The sequence below is a fragment of the Bacillus cereus group sp. BfR-BA-01347 genome (assembly GCF_022663835.1).
GTDB classification, from domain to species: domain Bacteria; phylum Bacillota; class Bacilli; order Bacillales; family Bacillaceae_G; genus Bacillus_A; species Bacillus_A thuringiensis_K.
In genome coordinates, this window is record NZ_JAKUGG010000001.1 from 597,093 (window position 1) to 615,020 (window position 17,928).

Consider the following 17,928-nt stretch of genomic DNA (forward strand, 5'->3'; position numbering starts at 1 on the left):
TACATATTTTAATTTTATTAGGGATAAAAGGGAGAGGTTTAAATGCAATGGTATTTGAAAGCTCTAAAGAATTATGGGAATTTTAGTGGTAGAGCTACGCGAAAAGAGTACTGGATTTTTAGTTTATCCAATATCGTAATTTTTTGGCTACTGTTATTTTTATCATCATTTTCAGAGGTGTTAGTTGCTATTATTGCGTTGCTATTTATGTTAGTAATGATTATACCAAGCTTTTCGGTTGGTGCACGACGATTACATGATATTGGGAAAACGGGATGGTGGCAACTATTAAATTTTGTACCGTTTGGTAGCGTTGTTTTACTTGTATTTTTTATCATTGAAAGTGAAGAAAATGACAATCAATACGGACCAAATCCGCATTCAGATTTAAAAGAAGCGATTTAATAAACTTGTTTAGTTTGTAGCATTACTAGTTCAATTATTTTATCTATTATTAAAATGGTTTGCGTGGGCTAATATTATTAGGTTGATCTTTAGGTCTAGATGACTTTTGAAACTGTAAAAATGGAAAGATAAAGGCAGAGAGAATATAGCATGGAAAGAAAAAAATTCTAAATAAAAAGCACTGTTTTAGCTAATGTAGCTAAAACAGTGCTTTTCTCTTTGATTGAACAGTTGCAGCATTTTCATCATGTATACCTGCATCTTTAATAATTCGTTGTTTTGCTTTATTTAATAGATGGTTTACTGCTTCGCCAAAATAGTTAGCTTCGCTTTTTGTGCGGGCTTCTCGTAAACATTTATAGTTTTCTAGCAGTTCCTCTTTTTCGGAGTTTGTTAAGAAATCTTCTATTTTCTTTTTTGTCATACGAAACACCCTTTCTCCTGACAAACGACGCAATAGAAAATATTTATTTCTCATTATAACAATAATTTTAAAAGAAAGTATACACTAACGTCGCAATAATTTGTCAATTTCTTGAATCTTCTCATCAGCTTTCCCAATTTGCGTATTTTTAGCCTGTTCGCCACCAAGAGCTTGATGTAGTAAGAAAGTTTGGCCGGAAATAGCAGTTACAATGGATACTTTTATAATTTCTTTTATTGCGGTGACATCGAATAAAACGAGCCCAAGAAGTGCGGCTAGGCTACCAGTAAAAATATCAGTTAAAAATCCAAAATGAAAAAATGTTTTCAAACGGCGTGGAAGCAATAACTTACCTTGGTTATTGATTAGATGGGAAACGAAGCCGGTAATGCCACCAACGAGAACAGCGGTTAGCCATTGATACATTTCCATCGAATCCACTCCTTTTAGTGAATAAGATTCGATTATTTTATATTGATTCCTTTTAATATTTCATATAAGCATATTGAGAAAGTTTGTTTGGGTATATTTTGTATTCAAATTAATTGTAACAGAAAATTTAGATATATTTTAGTCTATTATATGAATCATTTTTACAATAATATGAATGCAGAAAGGGGTGCGTGATATGAATATAGATTATCGAATAAGAAGCGTAGATGGTTATACAAAAAAAATAGGGGAATTAGTAAGCCTGCTTGAGCATACGAGAGCTGTAACATTAGGCGAAGTAAAAAATTTATCAGTTGAGAAATTAGATTTAATTATGCAAAGCAGCGGAAATTCAATTGGCGCCTTATTAAAGCATATAGCAGCTATTGAAAAAGTTCATCAGCTTATTTCATTTCAAGATCGTGACTTTACAAAAGAAGAATTAGAAATATGGGAAGATGCACTGTATTTAGGGGAAGCGGGTAGAGCAATCCGTGGTCATGAAATACAGTATTATGTACAACTTCTACAAAGTGTTCGAGAAGAATCTCTGAAGTATTTAAGTGAACAAGGTGATGAGTGGCTCATGTCAGAAAGAAAGTGGCCTAACGGTGTAGCATATAACCAGCACTATCTATGGTTTCATGTGCTAGAAGATGAAATTAGTCATCGAGGACAAATTAGAATGCTCAAAAACAAGTTATTTGAAAATTACGTAAAGTGATGTAGCTTTTTATAGGAGAATTCCATATAATGAGAATAATTAAAATAAGAACGGGGTGATGTATTATGGCGAAAATAACTTATATGAATAATCAACCAAATACAAAGGTGGATGGAAAGGGCGATATTATATAAGGTAATTCGCAATCCTTCCACTTAGTACAAACTAGGGAGGATATTTATTTGAATCAAAATATTTTAGAATCTTTCGGCTGGGATTCATTTTTTGAAGAACAAGTTACAGAGAAAAATTATGAAGTAGGTCGTATTTTACTTGAGCATAAGCATATATATCGCATTATTTGTAATGATGGTGAATATATGGCAGAACTGTCTGGGAAGTTTCGGCATGAAGTGATTACGAAAAGCGATTATCCAGCAGTTGGTGATTGGGTGTATATAAAGAAAATAGAAGATGAAAAGAAAGCGATTATTCATCGTATTTTCCAGCGAAGAAGCTCTTTCTCAAGACAAGAGGCTGGAACAAGAACAGAAGAACAGATTATAGCAGCAAATGTAGATTATTTATTTTTAGTGAATGCACTTAATCATGATTTTAATGTTAGAAGGATGGAACGTTATTTATTATTAGCGTATGAAAGCGGCGCTATGCCAGTTATTGTTTTAACAAAGAGTAGTATATGTAATGATGTGGAAGAGAAAATTGTAGAAACGGAAGCTATAGCAATTGGTGTTCCTATTTTCGTTGTTGATAGTTTAGAGCATACAGGTATTGATTTGTTGAAACAATTCGTTTCTTCAGGGAAAACAATTGCTTTAGTTGGATCATCAGGGGTAGGAAAGTCAACTTTGTTAAATGCTTTAATAGGAATTGATGTAGCAAAAACGGGAGATATACGTGAAGAGGATAGTAGGGGGAGGCATACGACAACGCATCGAGAATTATTCCAATTGCCTAGTGGAGCTCTCGTGATTGATACGCCTGGCATGAGGGAATTGCAACTTTGGGAAGGCAGCGAAGCGATTCAAACAGCATTCTCTGATATTGAAGAACTTGCGACAACATGTCGTTTCCGGGATTGTAAGCATGAGAATGAACCAGGATGCGCGGTGTATAGTGCAATTGAAAACGGACTTATTACGATAGATCGTTTGAAAAGCTATAAAAAATTACAAAGAGAACTGGCGTATTTTATGAGGAAACAAGATGCAATCCTTGCCAGAGCAGAGCGTGATAAATGGAAGAAAATTTCTAAACAACATAAAAAAATGTAAAAACCAAAGGGCCCCTTTGGTTTTTTCTATTTGTAAATTTTATAATAATATTATTCGTATATATAGACAAAGGGAAATTAATTGTTTAAACTTTACAAAGTATTCACCATAATAGGTTATGAAAATAATAATTAGGGAATGGGAAATATTCATAATTAACTCAAATTAACTTTTAAATTTGAAAATTAGGAGGTTCATAATGGGTAAACTATTAAATTTGTTTCGTGATATGAAAGTAGCAAAAAAGCTATTAATTTCATTCTTTGTAATTTTAATTGCGGCTGTGTCTATTATTGGAGGCATGTCTTATCAAACAGTCAAAAAGAATTTTGAATCGCAAATTAAGAGTAGTGCCAACGACAATATAAAAATACTGGATAATTTAATCAATCAAATGATTGATGCAAAATTTAATGATGTGAATAATTTTGCACGGGTGATTCAGGGGAATATGTATCAAGGAGATAATCAGGATGAATTAAGAAAAATGTTATCACAATATATAAATTTAAATAAAGATGTTGAACAAGTATATGTTGCCGGAAATGATAAAAAATTTGTACAAGAACCAAATATACAAATGGCAGCAGACTATGATCCAACAGAGCGTTCTTGGTATAAAGATGCAGTTGCAAAACAAGGTGGTATTGTTGTTACTGAGCCATATAAGGCAAAAGGAAATGGACATATTGTCGTAACAATCGCAAAACAAACAGAAGATAAAAATGGGGTTGTTGCGCTAGATTTAAGTTTAGATAATTTATTAAAAACATCAAAGTTAATTAATATTGGTAAAAAAGGATATGCCTTCATTTTAGATGGAAAGCAAAAAATAATTGCTCATCCACAAGAAAAATCAGGAGAAAAAGCGGCTGATTCTTGGGCAAAGAAAATTTATGAAGATAATCACGGTGCTTTTTCATATTCTTATGGCGGTAGTGAAAAGAATATGGTATTTGCTACAAATGTAAAAACAGGTTGGAAAATTGGTGGAACTATGTACTCAAGTGAAGTAATTGAAGCTGCTCAACCTGTATTTTATAATATGTTAATTGTTATGCTTATCTCATTAGTAATAGGTGGAGCACTTATTTATTTTGTAACACTTTCAATTACGAAGCCTTTAAAGAGATTAGTTGTTACCTCTAAAGAAATAAGTGAAGGGGATTTAACGCAAACAATTGAAATTCATTCTAATGATGAAATCGGCCAACTTGCTAAAGGCTTTAATGAGATGACGAATTCGTTACGGACGTTAATCGGAAGAATTAACGATTCAGCTGGGCATGTTGCAGCGGCATCAGAAGAGCTAACTGCAAGTGTAAGGCAAGCAAGTGAAGCGACTGAGCAAATCACAATCGCAATGGATGAAATATCAAGTGGGGCAACGACGCAAACAACAAGCGTAGAAAATGGCGCTATGTTACTGTTTGATGTAACGGAAGGTATTCAGCATGTAGCAAATAGTTCATCATCTATTAATACGGCTTCTGCACATACTCGTGAAAAAGCAGAAGATGGTGGGAAACTAGTAGGAAGAACAGTAAACCAGATGCAGTCTATTGCAGAATCTGTGTCACAATCAGATGCAGTTATACAATTACTAAATAATAAATCAAAACAAATTGGTGATATTTTAGAAGTAATTCAAAATATTGCAGATCAAACAAACCTTCTAGCTCTAAATGCGGCGATTGAAGCCGCAAGAGCCGGTGAGCATGGAAGAGGTTTCGCAATTGTTGCAGATGAAGTGCGTAAATTGGCAGAGCAGTCTAGCGTATCTTCTAGTGAAATTAGTAAATTAATATGTGAAATACAAGATGATATGGGTAAGACAGTCAAATCTATGAATCATGTAAATGAGGAAGTTCAATCTGGACTTGTTATCGCAAATGAAACGAAGCAAAACTTTGCTGAAATTTTACAATCTACAAATGAAATAGCTAATCAAATTAAGACGATGGTTGAAACGGCTAATGGAATGTCAAAAGGGGCAAATGAAGTATCTATTTCGGTAGGACAAATTGCAATGACAGCACAAAATAATGCAACAAGCACACAAAATGTTGCGGCTTCAGCTGAAGAACAGCTAGCTTCAATGGAGGAAATTGGATCCGCAGCGGGCACGTTATCTCAAATGGCTGAAGAGTTACAAGGACTAATTGACAGATTTAAAGTTTAATAGAGAACAGACTATCCCCTAGTAGCATTATGCCACTAGAGGGTAGTCTGTTTTATTGTGTAAAATCAAATAGGGATGTAGACTTCCTTTATGACGTTTAAAATGGCATTTTGCATAATGTTTGTCGAAAAATAGAGGTATTTGTTAGCTTTGTGTATAATTATTAACGTATAGAATACAAATAAAAGGAGAGTATTATGGGAGTGTATTGGGGGACAAAAAGACATTCTTGGCTTAGTTACGTCTCATTTTGGCTAAGTATTTCATTTTTTATTGTTTTTCTAATTGAAGTGTTTATATTAAAAACACTTTCGAATAGCTCGGTACAAATTGTTAAATATTTTTATTTTATACTTGTACCGGTAAATATTTTTCTTAGTTTAAAGTTACTATTTAAGAAGAATGAAAAGAAAGCGTTACCTATTTTTAGTTTCATTGTCTCATTATTATTTGCAATTTTAATAATCGTATTAGTTTTAGCAGCTATAGGGAAGTTCTTTTAAGGGGAGTGGTATAAGTCACTCTCCTTTTTTATTTGTGGTAGTCTTACTATATGTAAAAGTATGAATGCTGTGAGCTAATAAAAGCGGAGAGTAGACAATATTTGCATGGATTAAAGTCTGACGTTATTTAAACTTGTAAGAGTGTATGGAGTAATGAGGTAATATACATAATAATGAAGATAGAATTAGTTATTTTATAAGTATCTATGAAGCAAATGAATACGGTAAGAACGGTGATATATGGTACAATAGCTATGGATAGTGATAGAGATAAAGGGTATATAAAATACTCATCGTTTTTTAGTAAGAGAGGGGTTATCTTATGCTATACGAGGATTTGGAGACATTATTTCAAACAGCTCCGAAAGAAGATAGAGGCGGATGGAAATATATAATCCAAGAACAAAATGATACATATAAAATTGGTGATGAAATACTGAAAAATCAAATGAGTGTCGAATTGTATTTTAATGAATACGATGAGGTGAAAATCACTTTATATAAAGATGGAATTCCGATTACGACTATACAAAGAATTGTGATTTCAAAAGTTGAATTAGACGAAGATGAAGAAGGTATTCAATTTGTTTTAGAACGCATGCCTAGTCGAATGATTCGGTTGCAGTTAAAGCCGTATTTAGCATTAGAAATGGGACCGTACTGGGAAGTATGTGATGATTGTGAATGAACATAAAAAAGCATCCAATAACATGGATGCTTTTTTATGTTTTTTGAAGTTGTTTAAACGCAATGATTGGAAGTATAACAATACTTACCCATCCGATGATAGGATATAGAATGTGAAGTAAGTCACTGTAACCGATGTAACTAAAGCAATAACTAATTAGTAAAATGAAGAAAATAATATTGTGATTTTTCCACCCGGTAATAGATTGCATCTGTTTTGTCATCCCGAACACATTACCAACTAAAGTTGTGAAAACTTCACCGAAAATAATGAGAACGAAGAAGAAGTGAAAAGTTGCATTAAATCTTCTTATGACTTCAGCCATTGGGATGTTATATTGATAAAATTGATCGACTGATAAGATTGCTAAATGGCTGCATAATAAAATTAAAGAAAGTCCAGCACCACCTAAAATCCCACCCCAAAAAATGGCTTTTCGATCCTTTACTTCACTGGCTAATGGGACGAGAACACTTTGGGCGAGAGAAAGATTTAAGGCGACATATGTAATAGGGCTAGTAATCCATTTCATATTCCAACTCTCTGCAGGAATAGTGTTATTAATGGAAGGTGTACCGTGAAAAAAGGTTGTAATAGCAAGTCCGATAATAAAAATCATCATAATAGGTACGACAAGTGTATTTACTTCAAAAACACCTTGTAATCCGCGGCTACTTATAATGAGACAAGCGATAACTGTAATGAGAATACCGAGTTGTCTTGGTAAGCGAAGTTGCTCTTCAAATACTGCACCAGCCCCTGATAACATAACGCTCGTTACGCCGAATAAAACGAGTAATAATAATGTGTTTACAACATTCCCAAATACATCCCCAAATAAATATTTGTTAAATTCTTGCGCTGAAAATGCCCCGATTTGTGATGAAAGTAACATCATCTTTGTGCCGAGCCAAATAAAAAAAAATCCACTTACACATATGCCAATTGTCCCGTATAATCCATTCACTGTGAAAAATTCAACAATTTCTCGTCCAGTAGCAAATCCAGCTCCAACGACAGTTCCGATATAAGTAGCAGCTACTTTCTTTGCTACTTGCCATTGTTGATTGTCCATGTTATCCCTCTTTCTACTATGATGAGCTTGATGTACTATTATGCATATGTATGAGCTTGGACAATTAGACGTATGAAGTGTTTGAAAAAATACATGAATTAAATGATATTAGGGAAGTATTAAAGGTGTTAAAACTTTGTTACATATAAGCCGATTGTTCGAAAGGAAAGGGAATGTATGGTAAAATGTAATTAGGTTATTAAAAGATAAACATTACAAAATGATAAGAGGAGTGGATTGTATGAGTACGAAAACAAATGTTGTTGAAGTATTAAACAAGCAGGTAGCAAACTGGAATGTGTTATATGTTAAATTACATAATTATCACTGGTATGTGACAGGGCCACACTTCTTTACATTACATGAGAAATTTGAAGAGTTTTATAATGAGGCTGGAACGTATATTGATGAGTTAGCAGAACGTATTTTAGCTTTAGAAGGTAAACCATTAGCGACAATGAAAGAATATCTCGCAACATCTAGTGTCAGTGAAGGGACAAGCAAAGAATCTGCAGAAGAAATGGTGCAAACATTAGTGAATGATTATTCTGCACTTATTCAAGAATTAAAAGAAGGTATGGAAGTTGCGGGTGAAGCTGGCGATGAAACATCAGCTGACATGCTGTTAGCAATTCATACAACATTAGAACAACATGTATGGATGCTAAGTGCATTCTTAAAATAACGATAAAAAATATATAGAAACCCATTGAAAAATTATTTCAATGGGTTTTTTTATGATTTTTCAGTTTTCTTTTATGCTATAATATAGTAAAAAGGAGGCGATGCGATGTTTCGCTTTTTCAGAACTGGAAAAGAAGAGCGGGAAATTACGAAAGATGAGTTAGAACAAGCGATGGCTCAGTTTTTAGAAACGAATGCTAATATCGTTTATACAGTATTAGTAAATGATGATTATACAGTAAATTATGATCTGTTAAAACCGTATTTACCTGCATTTCCAACAAATGTTTTTCTTATAACGAAGGAAACGCTTGAGGTATTTGAACATACAGAAGAAAATTTAAACCTAGTGAAAGAAATTGATGTCGTACAAAAAGCAGTAGATCAATACGTAACAGAAAAAGAAATGTTCCCAATTGTTGAAGGTAGCGAAGATCGCCTCATATGCGGAATGAAACTAGGACCTTACTTAAATCGTAGCTTAAAAAGAGACTTATATATTTCAGAAAAACATTATTTAGTTTCAAGTAAACCAGATAGAAAAAAACAAAAGAGCGGGTAGACGTAATGAAAACAACAATACATATATTGTTGTCTTTTTTTGTCTGTTAAAATATTGATTTTTCAGTCTATTCTTATTTATACTAAATGCATTGGACAGGGAAGAGTAACTATTAAGCATCATTCTGAGAATAAGATATTGTTAGCGTAGGTTATACAAAGTGGTATAAAGATTCGCAAAAAAATATTATAAAAGGTTTCGGGGGAATTGGTACATGAAAAATAGTATGACTTACATTCAATTATTAAATGAAACGTTACGTTGTTATGCAAATAAAGGAAGTTTTGAAGCGTACAATTATATAATGGAAAATGCTACAGGTGTAATAGGGAATGAGGCGCAAATATATAATTTTAAGTATGCGCTCGCAAGTGCATCGGGACTTGAAAAAGAAGCATTACATTTAATGAGAGAGGCCATTATAGAAAAGGGATTCTGGTATGGAAATGAGTATTTAATTTCGGACGATGATTTAAAATCACTACATAAATTTGAAGAATTTCATACAATGGTTCAATTATGTAAAGAAAGAGAAGCATTAGCACATAAAACGGAAAGACCAGACGTGAAATATATATACAGCAAGAAAGAGGGAAATCTACTACTTACATTACATGGTGACCAAGAAAATATTCAAATAGTAGAGTCATATTGGAAATCAGTTTTGACACAAGATTACACGTTAGCTTTACCACAGTCTTCACAAATTCAGTTTTCAGATGGATTTGTTTGGGGTGATCTAGAGAGAGGGAAAGGGGAATTAAAAGAGCATTACAATAAGTTTATAGAAAATCATACAGTAGAAAATGTAATAATTGGTGGTTTTTCTGCAGGGGCAAGAGTAGCTTTATATACGATTTTACAAAAAGATATAGATGTAGATGGTTTTGTTTTTATGGCACCCTGGCTTCCTGAGATTGAAGAATGGGATGAGTTGCTAAGAGTGCTGAAGGATAAACATATAAAAGGATATATAGTATGCGGGGATCAAGATGAAGACTGTTTCGAATCCACGCAGCAATTCGTACAACTATTAAGAGAGAAGAATATAGAACATAAGTATAAAGTTGTGCCTGACTTAGATCATAATTATCCTATTAACTTTGAAGAGCTATTAAAAGAAGCTATTGAATATATAGGAAATGAAAACAATAAGTAGTAAGAAAAAGAGATGCATCATATGTGATGCATCTCTTTTTAGAATTATAAATTAAAAGCATTTGCTAGTAAGCGATAAGACTTTAATTTATGTTCGAATTGATGAGTAATCGTGACAATCATAAATTCGTCAGTATTGTATGCTTTGCTTAAGTTTATTATTTTTTCTTTTACAGAAGACGGATCACCGACAATCATACGTTGACGATTTTCTTTTATACGGAATAAATCATAAGCGCTGTATGAATAATTTTGAGCAGTTTCAATAGAAGGTGTACCAGTAGTTCGTTTTCCTTGCTCTAATAATAAGATTGATAAATCTAAACTAGAAGCAATTTTTTCCGCTTCTTCATTTGTTTCTCCGCATATAACAAAGATGGCAACGATTGAATTAGGCTTATCTCCTAAAAATGAAGGCTGATATTGTTCTTGGTAAGCCCTCATAACTTCAGGGCCTCCGAAGCCGTTAATAAATTGTGCAAATGCGAAAGAAGCTCCGTTGTTTGCAGCAATTTTAGCGCTCTCTCCGCTAGAACCGAGCATCCACATTTCAGGAGATGTTGGGATAACTGGAGTGGCTCTTAAGTTTGCATAGTGATGGTTTTCTGGTACTTGATCATGTAAGTACATTGCAACGTCTGCAATTTGTTCTGGATATTGATCAAGTGAGACCATTTTCCCTTCTTGAAGTGCGCGAGTTGCTATTGGCATACCACCAGGGGCTCTACCAACACCGAGATCGATACGATTTGGATACAGTGCTTCTAGAACACGGAAATTCTCAGCAACTTTATATGGGCTATAATGCGGTAACATAACACCACCTGAACCGACTCTAATACGGTCCGTTTTTGCGGCAATATGAGAAATAAGTATTTCTGGACTTGAACCAGCTAAGCTTACGGAATTATGATGTTCGGATACCCAAAAACGTGTGAATCCGAGTTTTTCAACTTCTTGTGCAAGCGTAACTGTATGTGAAAAAGCTTGGGCTGCTGTGCTACCATCTGAAATAGGTGATTGGTCTAATACACTTAACTTGATCATAGAATATACCTCTCAATCTTAATGTACATCCTATTATATATTTACTTATGAAAAATGCGTAGTGAAATGCTCAAAATGAAAAGCGGATAATCTTATTTCCGCTTTTAACGAGAAAATCCGCGTTCATAATGATTCATTTCGACTAGATTTAAAATATATTCATAGTTGTCAATTTCACGTTTTAGTTGTTCACGTTCTTTTTCAGATAGTGTCAGATTGCTAAGTTTTTTACATAAGTTTTGTTTCTTTAATTCTAAATGTTTTTTTGTAGCATCGTAGTCATAAGTATGTTTCATTTTTAACCACTCCTTCTTTGTAGTTGCTATATTATACGAAGTATAAAGAAAAGTGAGATCTGTCTCTTATGTACTTTTAGTGAATATTCAAATTGCAATGGTGTTATGTTTATGGGGATTTATGAATAAAATGCACTAAACCACTAACGTCCATTTGATGAAGTAAGGGGTGGAATTGTGCAGAAAGATATAATGTATAACACTGAAATGGATGAAGCGTTAAAAGTTATAGATAAAGGATTGAAGAAGACGATAAGCCCAAAACAGATTATTGTAGTGGGAGCTGGTATGGCTGGGTTAGTTTCAGCATCTTTATTAAAGGCTGCAGGACATGATGTGAAAATTTTTGAAGCAAATAACCGGGTAGGTGGCCGTATAGAAACGGTTAGAATGGAAGATACCGGATTATATTTAGATGTTGGAGCAATGAGAATTCCGTATACGCATACATTAACGATGGCATATATAAGAAAATTTGGGCTACAGGTGAGACCTTTTATTAATAGGAATGAGACGGATGTTATATACGTAAATGGACGGAAAACGACGTTAAAACAATATGAAAAAGATCCAAGTATTCTAAGATATCCTGTGGAAATGAATGAAGTTGGAAAAACGTCAGAGGAATTATTATTGTTAGCGGTACAGCCCATTATAAATTTTATAAAAAAGAACCCAGAAAAAAATTGGGACGTTGTAGTAAAGGATTTTGGAAGATACTCTACTGGACAATTTTTAAAGTATCATCCTTATCAGTATAATACTTACTTTTCGCCAGTAACAATTGAGATGATCGGTGTTCTATTAGATTTAGAAGGTTTTTTAGAGCGGTCGTTTGTAGAGACTTTACGATTTTTATACATTATGCAAGAGGAGAGCGGATTTTGTGAAATTATGGGCGGGAATGATAGATTACCAAAGTCGTTTTTACCGCAATTAGAAGAAAATATTATATATAATCAAAAATTAATGAAGTTACATCAACACGATAATGGTGTGACAGCTTTCTATCGGAACGAGGAAACTTTTGAATATAGTAGTATTACAGGAGATTTAGTTATTGTTACTATCCCGTTTTCGACAATGCGTTTTGTAGAAGTAGATCCGTTTGATTCTATATCTCATGAAAAATGGAAAGCAATTCGTGAATTACATTACATGCCTGCGACGAAAATAGGAATTCAATTTAAAAGCAGATTTTGGGAAGAACAAGGGCAATTAGGTGGCAGAATTATAACAGATTTGCCAATTCGTTATGCCTATTATCCAAGTCATGGGATTGGAGAAAAAGGACCTGCTATGATGTTAGGTAGCTATACATGGTCTTACGATGCATTGTTATGGGATGGTTTATCAAAAGGCGATCGTATTTATTACGCCTTACACAATTTAGCAACGATATTAGGTGGTCAAGTCTATGATGAGTTCATATCTGGAATTTCAAAAAGCTGGACATTGGATCCGTATGCGCTTGGAGGATTTGCACTTTTTCAAGCAGGTCAAGAAACTGAGCTGCAACCAGCGATTGTCAAACCAGAGGGGAGAATATTCTTCGCTGGAGATCATACAACGCTATATCACGGATGGATTCAAGGTGCGATTGAATCTGGAATTCGTGTAGCGGTGGAAGTGAATGAGTAAACGGTTTTTAATTCAGAAAATTCTTTACTATATAACTTCAGATGGATATTATTATATATAAAAGAAATATAGGGAGTGTTTACAGTGAATCCGTTATTATTCGATTTTCCTTCTGAATTTTATACTGACAGGCTTTTTATTCGAATGCCGAAACCAGGAGATGGTAAAGTTGTATATGATGCAATTCAGGCTTCAATACAAGAACTAAAACCTTGGATGGTGTTTGCACAGAAAGAGCAAACAGAGGAAGAAGTAGAAGTGAGCATTAGAAAATCGCATATTCAATTTTTGCAGCGTGAGGATTTAAGATTACTAGTATTTTCGAAAGAAACAGGTGAATTTATTGCTTCAGCTGGATTACATCGTATTAATTGGGATATACCTCAATTTGAAATTGGATATTGGATTGATACAAGGTTTAGCGGAAAAGGCTATATGGTAGAGGCTACGAAAGGTATAACGGATTACGCTTTTTCTGAATTAAAAGCAAATCGTGTAGAAATTCGTTGTGATTCTTTAAATAAGAAGAGTAGAGCGATACCTGAGAAATTAGGTTTTAAGTTAGAAGGTACGTTAGAAAGTGCGAGTGTTGCGGTAGATGGAAACGGATTAAGGGATATGTGTGTATTTGCTATGACTAGAAATACATATGAAAAAGAAGAGCTGTAAGAAAACAGCTCTTCTTTTTATGCATTATGGTACAGGATGTCCATTAGAGCTTTCGAAAATTGTAAACCATTGTTGACGGTCTAAGTTAACTTTTGTAGCAAGAGCGGCAGTTTTTACGCGATCTAATTTACCAGAGCCAACGATTGGCATCATATTAGCTGGATGAGCAAGTAACCAAGCATACATAACCGTATCTATACTAGAAACACCTAGCTCAGTAGCAACTTTTTGCACAGTTTCACGTACACGTACGGCGCGTTCTGATTGACCAGTAAAAATCTCCCCACCAGCAAGAGGTGACCAAATCATTGGATTGATTCGTTTTTCTTGGCATAAATCAATTGTCCCTTTTTCAAAATGCTCAAGCTGCAATGCAGAAACTTCAATCTGGTTCGTAATAAGCGGGAAATCTAAGTACGAACTTAACATATTAAATTGTGAAGGTAAGAAGTTAGATACACCGAAGTGACGAACTTTCCCTTCTTGTTTTAATTGTGAAAATGCTTTTGCCACTTCATTTGGATCCATAAAAGGATCGGGACGATGAATAAGTAATACGTCAATATAATCTGTATGTAAATTTTTAAGTGATGCTTCTACACTTTGCATAATATGCTCTGCACTAGTATTGTAGTGAGCAACATATCGCTCTGGAAATTTCGGTGATGGGGGAGCGATTCCACACTTTGTAATAATTTGCATGTTTTCTCGTAAGGAAGGCTTTAATTGTAAAGCTTCGCCAAATAACCCTTCACACGTATATGCGCCGTAAATATCAGCGTGATCAAAAGTAGTAATTCCCATATCCATACAATCTTCAATGAAAGAAAGTAATTCTTGTTTCGTCATATTCCATTCTGCTAAACGCCAAAATCCTTGAATAATACGAGAAAATTCTAGCGTTTCAGCCATTTGAACTCGATCCATTATAAGTACCCCCTTGATGAATAATAATGTTTTGAAAAGGCTTTCTTACTACATGTTATTATATAGTTAATTAGGTGTAGAGACAATAAATATGTTTTGCTACAAAAACGATTTTCTCTATATGCTATAATGTAGAAACATATAGCTATAAGGAGATGTACGAAATGATTCCAGTAACAATATTAACTGGTTTTCTTGGATCTGGGAAAACGACATTATTAAATCGTATTTTATCAGAAAATCACGGTAAGAAATTAGCGGTGATTGTAAATGAAATAGGGCAAATTGGCATTGATAATCAGTTGATTATGAATGTGGAAGAAGAAATTATGGAAATGACAAATGGCTGTTTATGCTGTACTGTACGTGAAGATTTACTCGTTGCTTTAAAACAGTTACTGGACGTAAAAGCAGAAGGGAAAATGGATTTTGATGGTTTAGTAATTGAAACGACTGGCCTTGCAAATCCAGGCCCAATTATTCAAACATTCTTTTTAGATCCAGTCATTCAATCTGCTTACCAAATTAACGGTGTTGTAACGGTAGTAGATAGTTATCATATACATAAACATTTTGAAAAAGGATTAGAAGCAAAAGAGCAAATTGCGTTTGCTGATGTCGTTTTAGTAAATAAATTAGATTTAATTGAAGAGAATGAGAAAGAAAATCTCTTGCATGAAATTCAAGGAATTAACCCGACTGCAAAGTTAATTGAGGCGACTAACTGTGAGGTAGATATACCATCTTTATTACAAATCCAAACGTTTAAAACGAAAGATACGTTGCAAATTTACCCTCATAAAGAACATAACCACTTAGAAGGTGTGAAATCATTTGTATTACGTGAAGAACGTCCGCTGGATTTACAAAAGCTTAATGAGTGGATGTCAGCTGTCGTTCAAGAGCTAGGGGAATATTTATATCGTTACAAAGGAATTTTATCGATAGATGGAGTAGATAAACGTATCGTTTTCCAAGGTGTACATACGTTATTTGCTGCTTCGTACGATAGAGAGTGGCAAGAGGGCGAAGAGCGAGTAAGTGAAGTAGTTTTTATCGGAAGAGATATTAATAAAGAGTGGTTCCAAGAACATTTCGAGGAGTGTGTGAAATAAGTCTGCGTAAATTGCAGGCTTATTTTTTATGAGCATTCTATTAGATTGCAAAACAGAATTAAATAAGGGAGAGAAACTAAAAATTGATAAATGTATAATAAAAAGCCTGTTTTCACAGGCTTGTATTTTCGTCTATTAGTAACTCCATTACAACACCTACAACTGGACCTTCATCATCAATATCCCCATTTAAGCGGAAACCAAATGATTCATACAGTCCCATTGCAAGTTTGTTGTCTGGATGTAAACTTAAGTAAATTATTTTGCATTCAAATTTTTCTTGTAAGAATTGAATGAGTAAGCGAAGGAAACGTTTTGCGTATCCTTTTCCTTGATATTGTTGGTCAATCATAAAGCGATCGAGCCATACACTTTTATGTTTTACTGAATACCATCCATACATTGCGTATCCTACAAGTGTTTCTCCATCATATAAACCTACTGACGTTCCGTTTCCTTCATATAATGATTCTGCTAAAGAAAACGCGTTACTTTCAATAAATTGTTGCTGATCTTTTGCGACGTCTAAAGCAACTACTGAACGCCAATTTTTTGCTGTTACTTCACAAATGTGAAGATTCATAATTCCAACTCACCTTCTAAATTAATATAGCTTTAAAGCTAATATGGATAATTTTACTTGTTATTTTGGTCAAGTCAAGGATAAATACATAAAAAGGCAGCTGAATAGCAAATTCAGCTGCCTAGAAAATATAATGGATTAGTTTGTTGCTTCTTTCAATGTATTTACGTTTTCTTCCATTAAAGTGAAGTAATCTTTATTATTTTTTGCATCATCTTCAGAAATAGTAGCTAAGTGATTTAAGCGTAAAACTTTTGTACCAGTTTCTTTTTGAATTACGGATGCTACTTTTGGAGTAGAGAATGTTTCGAATAAAATATATTTTAGATTATGTTCTTTTACTGTTTTTGTAATGTCAGCAAGCTGCTTTTGAGATGGTTCATCAGAAGCTGAAATTCCAGCGATAGGAATTTGTTTTAGGCCGTATCGTTGTTCCCAGTAACCATAGGCAGCATGAGAAACTAAAATTTCTTTCGTTTTTGCGTTCGCTACAGCTGCCTTAAATCCATCGTCTAAATCAGTAAATTTAGTTTGAAGTGCTGCAAAGTTTTTTTCGAATTCTTGTTTATGTTCAGGTTGTAATTCTACAAGTGCATTTTTAATTTTTTCTGCCTGTTTCATTGCTAGAGTAGGATCTAACCAAACATGCGGGTCTTTATCATGATGATGTTCATCTTCTTTATGGCCATCTCCATGATCATGATGCTCTTCTTCAGTAGAAGCACGAAGCTCAATACCTTTAGATGCATTTACAATTTTAACATTTTCTCTTTGTAATGTTTTTTCCATTTTTTCAGCAAATGGTTCTAATTCAGCGCCGTTATAAACAAATAAATCGGCTTTTGCAACTTGTACTGTTTGTTTTTGACTTGGTTCAAATGTATGTGAATCTGCACCAGGTGGGTAAATTGCTTCAACATTTACATAGTCGCCACCAATTTTCTTTGCGAAATCAGCAAGTGGGAAAATCGTTGTATAAACTGTTAGCTTTCCATCTTTCTTGGCATTACTTTCTTTTTTATTTGAGCAGCCAGCGAAAATTAAGGTGAAAATAAGTAAGAATGAAAATATAGTCAATCTTTTAGGCATGAAGTTCTCCTCTTTTCTTTTTTACGGATATATTTTCCCCAATTATAGAAGAAAAATATCATTTTAATACAAAACGGAATAATTACGTTTTAGTTTGCGAACTTAGTATAATACATCTTTAATAAAGTTGCAATAAATAATAATCATTACGATTTGTTTTTGTTATAAAGTTGTCAAATATAGGTGTATTATTTTTGCAAATGCATGCATATGTGACAATGCTGTTTTCATATATTGAAAAGGAGGTAAAGAGGGGGATGAGCGCTTGGGTTACTTAATGGAAGCTATTTTATTAATATTAGCGGTAGTATTGCCATTATCTTTCGTATTAATTTTTTTAAGAAGATTAATAAGTAATTTAGGGGACGCTACAACAATAACGAAATTACAAGAGAGAGATGAGAAAAAAGAGTGAGTAAAGCACTATGCGTACGCATAGTGTTTTACTTGTGGTAAAATAAGAGCAGGAAACTCCTAAAGGTTGTATTT

The 17,928-nt window shown here is 33.8% G+C and carries 21 protein-coding genes; 13 read left to right on the forward strand and 8 right to left on the reverse strand.

Annotation, left to right across the window (positions count from 1 at the left end; genetic code table 11):
- Positions 1–42 precede the first annotated feature (42 nt).
- A complete protein-coding gene (locus tag MR143_RS02970; protein WP_001198796.1) occupies positions 43–405 on the forward strand; it encodes a DUF805 domain-containing protein in 363 nt (120 codons plus the stop codon).
- 199 nt (positions 406–604) lie between these two features.
- Here the strand turns inward: MR143_RS02970 and MR143_RS02975 are convergent, their stop codons facing one another.
- Positions 605–829 (reverse strand): hypothetical protein, encoded by a 225-nt coding sequence (locus tag MR143_RS02975; RefSeq protein ID WP_000162602.1) that lies wholly within the window; start codon positions 827–829, stop codon positions 605–607.
- A gap of 84 nt (positions 830–913) precedes the next feature.
- Positions 914–1,261 carry a DUF4257 domain-containing protein gene (locus MR143_RS02980; protein ID WP_000426317.1) on the reverse strand — a complete coding sequence of 116 codons (348 nt, stop codon included), beginning with the start codon at positions 1,259–1,261 and terminating at the stop codon, positions 914–916.
- A 196-nt stretch (positions 1,262–1,457) separates the two neighbouring features.
- Between MR143_RS02980 and MR143_RS02985 the strand changes: the two genes are divergently transcribed.
- From MR143_RS02985 to MR143_RS03005, 5 genes are all read left to right on the forward strand, one after another.
- The gene (locus tag MR143_RS02985) at positions 1,458–1,985 is read left to right on the forward strand and encodes a DinB family protein (RefSeq protein WP_001018099.1); all 528 of its coding nucleotides are present in this window, start codon (positions 1,458–1,460) and stop codon (positions 1,983–1,985) included.
- Positions 1,986–2,167: 182 nt separating this feature from the next.
- Positions 2,168–3,220 (forward strand): ribosome small subunit-dependent GTPase A, encoded by a 1,053-nt coding sequence (rsgA, locus tag MR143_RS02990; RefSeq protein ID WP_001073078.1) that lies wholly within the window; start codon positions 2,168–2,170, stop codon positions 3,218–3,220.
- A 199-nt stretch (positions 3,221–3,419) separates the two neighbouring features.
- Entirely contained in the window at positions 3,420–5,402 is a 1,983-nt protein-coding gene (locus MR143_RS02995) for a HAMP domain-containing methyl-accepting chemotaxis protein (RefSeq protein ID WP_000517296.1), read from the forward strand.
- Between the two features lie 197 nt (positions 5,403–5,599).
- The gene (locus MR143_RS03000) at positions 5,600–5,905 is read left to right on the forward strand and encodes a hypothetical protein (protein ID WP_000539571.1); all 306 of its coding nucleotides are present in this window, start codon (positions 5,600–5,602) and stop codon (positions 5,903–5,905) included.
- Positions 5,906–6,227: 322 nt separating this feature from the next.
- On the forward strand, positions 6,228–6,593 hold the full coding sequence (locus MR143_RS03005) for a DUF3979 family protein (RefSeq protein ID WP_000965062.1): 366 nt from the start codon (positions 6,228–6,230) through the stop codon (positions 6,591–6,593).
- A 34-nt stretch (positions 6,594–6,627) separates the two neighbouring features.
- Here MR143_RS03005 and MR143_RS03010 read toward each other — a convergent pair whose 3' ends face one another.
- A complete protein-coding gene (locus MR143_RS03010) occupies positions 6,628–7,668 on the reverse strand; it encodes a YkvI family membrane protein (protein WP_000370207.1) in 1,041 nt (346 codons plus the stop codon).
- 241 nt (positions 7,669–7,909) lie between these two features.
- Between MR143_RS03010 and MR143_RS03015 the strand changes: the two genes are divergently transcribed.
- From MR143_RS03015 to MR143_RS03025, 3 genes are all read left to right on the forward strand, one after another.
- Positions 7,910–8,353 (forward strand): Dps family protein, encoded by a 444-nt coding sequence (locus MR143_RS03015; RefSeq protein ID WP_000105199.1) that lies wholly within the window; start codon positions 7,910–7,912, stop codon positions 8,351–8,353.
- A gap of 105 nt (positions 8,354–8,458) precedes the next feature.
- Positions 8,459–8,914: a DUF3939 domain-containing protein gene (locus MR143_RS03020; RefSeq protein ID WP_000488208.1), complete on the forward strand. Its 456-nt coding sequence runs from the start codon at positions 8,459–8,461 to the stop codon at positions 8,912–8,914.
- Positions 8,915–9,128: 214 nt separating this feature from the next.
- Positions 9,129–10,073 carry an alpha/beta hydrolase gene (locus MR143_RS03025; RefSeq protein WP_000798310.1) on the forward strand — a complete coding sequence of 315 codons (945 nt, stop codon included), beginning with the start codon at positions 9,129–9,131 and terminating at the stop codon, positions 10,071–10,073.
- Positions 10,074–10,117: 44 nt separating this feature from the next.
- On the opposite strand, the gene MR143_RS03030 is transcribed toward MR143_RS03025, so the two are convergent.
- Entirely contained in the window at positions 10,118–11,119 is a 1,002-nt protein-coding gene (locus MR143_RS03030) for an LLM class flavin-dependent oxidoreductase (RefSeq protein ID WP_000594046.1), read from the reverse strand.
- A 104-nt stretch (positions 11,120–11,223) separates the two neighbouring features.
- A complete protein-coding gene (locus tag MR143_RS03035; protein WP_000683355.1) occupies positions 11,224–11,415 on the reverse strand; it encodes a DUF3896 family protein in 192 nt (63 codons plus the stop codon).
- A gap of 177 nt (positions 11,416–11,592) precedes the next feature.
- On the opposite strand from MR143_RS03035, the gene MR143_RS03040 reads away from it, so the two are divergent.
- On the forward strand, positions 11,593–13,056 hold the full coding sequence (locus tag MR143_RS03040) for a flavin monoamine oxidase family protein (RefSeq protein ID WP_001168123.1): 1,464 nt from the start codon (positions 11,593–11,595) through the stop codon (positions 13,054–13,056).
- 84 nt (positions 13,057–13,140) lie between these two features.
- Positions 13,141–13,725 carry a GNAT family N-acetyltransferase gene (locus MR143_RS03045; RefSeq protein WP_001068744.1) on the forward strand — a complete coding sequence of 195 codons (585 nt, stop codon included), beginning with the start codon at positions 13,141–13,143 and terminating at the stop codon, positions 13,723–13,725.
- 24 nt (positions 13,726–13,749) lie between these two features.
- On the opposite strand, the gene MR143_RS03050 is transcribed toward MR143_RS03045, so the two are convergent.
- Positions 13,750–14,652, reverse strand: a complete 903-nt coding sequence (locus MR143_RS03050) for an aldo/keto reductase (RefSeq protein ID WP_000376358.1) — start codon at positions 14,650–14,652, stop codon at positions 13,750–13,752.
- Between the two features lie 164 nt (positions 14,653–14,816).
- Between MR143_RS03050 and MR143_RS03055 the strand changes: the two genes are divergently transcribed.
- Positions 14,817–15,767 (forward strand): CobW family GTP-binding protein, encoded by a 951-nt coding sequence (locus tag MR143_RS03055; protein WP_000613422.1) that lies wholly within the window; start codon positions 14,817–14,819, stop codon positions 15,765–15,767.
- Positions 15,768–15,879: 112 nt separating this feature from the next.
- On the opposite strand, the gene MR143_RS03060 is transcribed toward MR143_RS03055, so the two are convergent.
- The gene (locus tag MR143_RS03060) at positions 15,880–16,350 is read right to left on the reverse strand and encodes a GNAT family N-acetyltransferase (RefSeq protein WP_001048677.1); all 471 of its coding nucleotides are present in this window, start codon (positions 16,348–16,350) and stop codon (positions 15,880–15,882) included.
- Between the two features lie 138 nt (positions 16,351–16,488).
- Positions 16,489–17,439 (reverse strand): metal ABC transporter substrate-binding protein, encoded by a 951-nt coding sequence (locus MR143_RS03065; RefSeq protein WP_001126152.1) that lies wholly within the window; start codon positions 17,437–17,439, stop codon positions 16,489–16,491.
- A gap of 265 nt (positions 17,440–17,704) precedes the next feature.
- Between MR143_RS03065 and MR143_RS03070 the strand changes: the two genes are divergently transcribed.
- Positions 17,705–17,854 carry a hypothetical protein gene (locus MR143_RS03070; protein WP_000540932.1) on the forward strand — a complete coding sequence of 50 codons (150 nt, stop codon included), beginning with the start codon at positions 17,705–17,707 and terminating at the stop codon, positions 17,852–17,854.
- Positions 17,855–17,928 lie beyond the last annotated feature (74 nt).

What these genes read in the sequence shown, in the direction of transcription:
- MR143_RS03065 (WP_001126152.1), bottom strand. Translation starts at nt 17,439, where the DNA reads ATGCCTAAAAGATTGACTATATTTTCATTCTTACTTATTTTCACCTTA.
- MR143_RS02970 (WP_001198796.1), top strand. Translation starts at nt 43, where the DNA reads ATGCAATGGTATTTGAAAGCTCTAAAGAATTATGGGAATTTTAGTGGT.
- MR143_RS02995 (WP_000517296.1), top strand. Translation starts at nt 3,420, where the DNA reads ATGGGTAAACTATTAAATTTGTTTCGTGATATGAAAGTAGCAAAAAAG.
- MR143_RS03030 (WP_000594046.1), bottom strand. Translation starts at nt 11,119, where the DNA reads ATGATCAAGTTAAGTGTATTAGACCAATCACCTATTTCAGATGGTAGC.
- MR143_RS03020 (WP_000488208.1), top strand. Translation starts at nt 8,459, where the DNA reads ATGTTTCGCTTTTTCAGAACTGGAAAAGAAGAGCGGGAAATTACGAAA.
- MR143_RS02975 (WP_000162602.1), bottom strand. Translation starts at nt 829, where the DNA reads ATGACAAAAAAGAAAATAGAAGATTTCTTAACAAACTCCGAAAAAGAG.
- MR143_RS03025 (WP_000798310.1), top strand. Translation starts at nt 9,129, where the DNA reads ATGAAAAATAGTATGACTTACATTCAATTATTAAATGAAACGTTACGT.
- MR143_RS03055 (WP_000613422.1), top strand. Translation starts at nt 14,817, where the DNA reads ATGATTCCAGTAACAATATTAACTGGTTTTCTTGGATCTGGGAAAACG.
- MR143_RS03000 (WP_000539571.1), top strand. Translation starts at nt 5,600, where the DNA reads ATGGGAGTGTATTGGGGGACAAAAAGACATTCTTGGCTTAGTTACGTC.
- MR143_RS03015 (WP_000105199.1), top strand. Translation starts at nt 7,910, where the DNA reads ATGAGTACGAAAACAAATGTTGTTGAAGTATTAAACAAGCAGGTAGCA.
- MR143_RS03060 (WP_001048677.1), bottom strand. Translation starts at nt 16,350, where the DNA reads ATGAATCTTCACATTTGTGAAGTAACAGCAAAAAATTGGCGTTCAGTA.
- MR143_RS03010 (WP_000370207.1), bottom strand. Translation starts at nt 7,668, where the DNA reads ATGGACAATCAACAATGGCAAGTAGCAAAGAAAGTAGCTGCTACTTAT.
- MR143_RS03035 (WP_000683355.1), bottom strand. Translation starts at nt 11,415, where the DNA reads ATGAAACATACTTATGACTACGATGCTACAAAAAAACATTTAGAATTA.
- MR143_RS02980 (WP_000426317.1), bottom strand. Translation starts at nt 1,261, where the DNA reads ATGGAAATGTATCAATGGCTAACCGCTGTTCTCGTTGGTGGCATTACC.
- MR143_RS02985 (WP_001018099.1), top strand. Translation starts at nt 1,458, where the DNA reads ATGAATATAGATTATCGAATAAGAAGCGTAGATGGTTATACAAAAAAA.
- MR143_RS03005 (WP_000965062.1), top strand. Translation starts at nt 6,228, where the DNA reads ATGCTATACGAGGATTTGGAGACATTATTTCAAACAGCTCCGAAAGAA.
- MR143_RS03050 (WP_000376358.1), bottom strand. Translation starts at nt 14,652, where the DNA reads ATGGATCGAGTTCAAATGGCTGAAACGCTAGAATTTTCTCGTATTATT.